This is a genomic window from Coxiella-like endosymbiont of Rhipicephalus sanguineus, from assembly GCF_018687865.1.
In genome coordinates this window covers 1-2,494 of sequence record NZ_NIQB01000088.1, presented here as the reverse complement: position 1 = coordinate 2,494, position 2,494 = coordinate 1, and the positions used below count along the sequence as shown (strand labels likewise).

The window sequence follows — 2,494 nt, the reverse complement described above, 5'->3', positions numbered from 1 at the left end:
AAGTATCACCAGTAAATACTCGATCATTTATGAAAGATAACTATACGAATCATTCGTATGTTCGGGAGTGTAAAGAACTTCTAATTTTATTCCGCTGATAGCAATCTTTTTGCCTTCTTTAATTTTAAGATTGACGGATTCAGCTTGGGTCGTTTCACCCACCGCAATTTGACTCTGAAATTTATCTTGGAACGATCCAGCTGCTGTTATATGGTCGGCATGAGTATGCGTTTCTAACGTGAGTACTAATTTTAATTCTTCAAAAAGTTGGATATACAAAGGGAGTTGTTCTAGCACACAATCGATCAGCAGTGCTTCGCGGCCCGGCTCACTCGCAATTAAGTAGGTATAAGTGCGAGAGGTTGTGTCAAACAGTTGGCGAAATGGTATAGGCCGATTATAAAAACATTTAGGAAAGAGAACGAGACCACTCAGCTTCCAATTCAAAGACGAACAAACTATCTGATGATTGAGAAATTTGGTATAGTTTTGGCTTATTTAAATTAAAATCGCAGGAGACGGCGGTGAAACGGTATCTTGGTATTTGTTGTATTTTATTTAGCTTTGCTTTAACCACGCTGATTACCAATGCAATTAGTTCTGAGATGGGGGGAATTACACCCGTACAATTTTTTCGAGAGGCCGACAGCCAAACTCCCTCATCAACTGTCTTATCCCAACTGCAACAACCTCCTAAAAAGGCTTCACCGGGAAAAAATTTGCTATTAAGTAAAGCGAGCAAAGCAGTTTCTCAGGATACCACTCTAAATAAGCCTGCGGTTAAGGAGGTCGCGCCTTCGACGGCCATAATGTCTCTTTCAAATAGTGATGATGTTTCAGCTTCAGCTCCTGCGTCGTTAGATCGGGCTTTTGTGAGCGGCCTGCAAGGAAAGTTGGCACAACTTAATCAGAATAATTTGCAATTTCAGCAACAAACCGATGAACAACTTATTACTCTAAGTAGTAACGTGCAACTTCTCCAACAACGACTACAGAATTTGGAAAAAGCTATAACGTTGCTTAATCAGGAGTTGATTCAGTTAAAACAAGCAACCAAATCGGAATTATCCACGTCTCAGACTCAAGGACTGAAGTTAAGTATTGCAGCTTGGGTGACTTCGTTAAAAAAAGAACTTGGACCCAGCGGGTTTCAAATGTTGATAGGTGGAGCAATCATCATTCTTTTACTATTAACTTGGATTTGTTGGTCTAATCAAAAAAAACCCACGGGAATAATCGCGAAATGAGAAAGGATAATCTCTCGGGTGAGAGCGTAGGAGATACAGGGGAGGAGTATGATTACATGGGTAGTTTGGAAAGCATTCCCGCCAAAATCAATTTGGCTCGAACGTATATTGCTATGGAGGATCAGGGGACTGCACGAAGGGTGCTAAAACAAGTTCTTCAAAGCGGAAACAAAGAGCAACGAAAGGAAGCGGAAGAACTTTTGAAAGACCTGCCTATCAGGGCTTAGTATCATGGCTCGTATTGCTTTAGGCATCTGTTATGACGGATCTGCTTATCACGGCTGGCAAATTCAAGAAGAGCTTAGAACGGTCCAAGGAGAAGTAGAAAAAGCGTTATCGGCGGTAGCTAATCATGCTGTTTCTCTGGTTTGTGCGGGTCGAACTGACGCTGGAGTACATGCGAGTGGACAAGTAGCGCATTTTGATACCACTTCTTATCGCAATGAACACGCTTGGGTTTTCGGCGCTAATAGTAAACTTCCTCCCGACATTAGTATCTTATGGGCTAAGAAAGTAGATGAGAATTTTCACTCTCGATTTTCTGCTCAAGCGAGACGATACCACTATGTGATTTATAATCATGAAATTCGGCCCGGCATTCTACGCAAGGCGATAGGTTGGCATTACCGGCCTTTGGATGAAAACCGAATGAGAAAGGCTGTGCAATGTTTTATAGGTGAGCACGATTTTCGGTCTTTCCAAGGAGCCGGCTGCCAATCACAAACTTCGGTGCGCACTATCTTTAAGATTGAAATTTTTCGAATTCGGCGTATGGTAGTCATCGAGGTGCAAGGCAATGGTTTTTTGCTGCATATGGTGCGCAATATTGTAGGAGTATTGGTTACTATTGGCAGTGGAGAGAAAGACCCAGAATGGGCGGAGGTTATCTTAAAAGCTAAAGATCGTCGTCAAGGAGGAGTAACGGTGTCGCCGAATGGATTGTATTTGATAGAAGTGACCTATCCTCGAGAATTTAGGTTACCTCGGACCCCGCTGGAGCCGTTTTTTTGCCACAATTAACTAAGGTTCAGGTAAGATGAATTGGTTTACAAAATTGTTACCCCGAATTTCTACACCTACTAAAACTAAAAAAGGAGTGCCGGAGGGAATTTGGGATAAATGCCCTTCCTGTATGGCGGTTCTTTATCGTGCCGAGTTAGAGCGGAATTTAGAAGTTTGTCCTAAGTGTAACTATCACATTCGCATTAATGCTCGAAAACGGCTGATGCAATTTTTAGATGAGGGGG

The 2,494-nt window shown here is 42.2% G+C and carries 4 protein-coding genes and 1 pseudogene; 4 read left to right on the top strand and 1 reads right to left on the bottom strand.

Translation table 11 applies throughout. The annotated features are described in order from the left end of the window. Window positions 1-27: 27 nt before the first annotated feature. Complete coding sequence (locus tag B1F79_RS04990; RefSeq protein ID WP_251366237.1) at window positions 28-447, bottom strand: MBL fold metallo-hydrolase; 420 nt, start codon at window positions 445-447, stop codon at window positions 28-30. A 77-nt stretch (window positions 448-524) separates the two neighbouring features. Here B1F79_RS04990 and B1F79_RS04985 point away from each other — a divergent pair, with 77 nt between their 5' ends. The 4 genes and pseudogenes from B1F79_RS04985 to B1F79_RS04970 form a co-directional block, all read left to right on the top strand. Continuing rightward, a complete protein-coding gene (locus B1F79_RS04985) occupies window positions 525-1,247 on the top strand; it encodes a hypothetical protein (RefSeq protein WP_251366236.1) in 723 nt (240 codons plus the stop codon). Next, complete coding sequence (locus tag B1F79_RS04980) at window positions 1,244-1,474, top strand: FimV/HubP family polar landmark protein (RefSeq protein WP_251366235.1); 231 nt, start codon at window positions 1,244-1,246, stop codon at window positions 1,472-1,474. The genes B1F79_RS04985 and B1F79_RS04980 overlap by 4 nt, the downstream gene beginning before the upstream one ends. A gap of 4 nt (window positions 1,475-1,478) precedes the next feature. Then, complete coding sequence (gene truA, locus B1F79_RS04975) at window positions 1,479-2,267, top strand: tRNA pseudouridine(38-40) synthase TruA (protein ID WP_251366234.1); 789 nt, start codon at window positions 1,479-1,481, stop codon at window positions 2,265-2,267. Window positions 2,268-2,283: 16 nt separating this feature from the next. Continuing rightward, window positions 2,284-2,494, top strand: a pseudogene (locus tag B1F79_RS04970) (acetyl-CoA carboxylase, carboxyltransferase subunit beta); the annotation flags it as partial.

Excerpts from the sequence above, each read along its gene's own strand:
- truA (WP_251366234.1), top strand. The coding sequence starts at position 1,479 with ATGGCTCGTATTGCTTTAGGCATCTGTTATGACGGATCTGCTTATCAC.
- B1F79_RS04980 (WP_251366235.1), top strand. The coding sequence starts at position 1,244 with ATGAGAAAGGATAATCTCTCGGGTGAGAGCGTAGGAGATACAGGGGAG.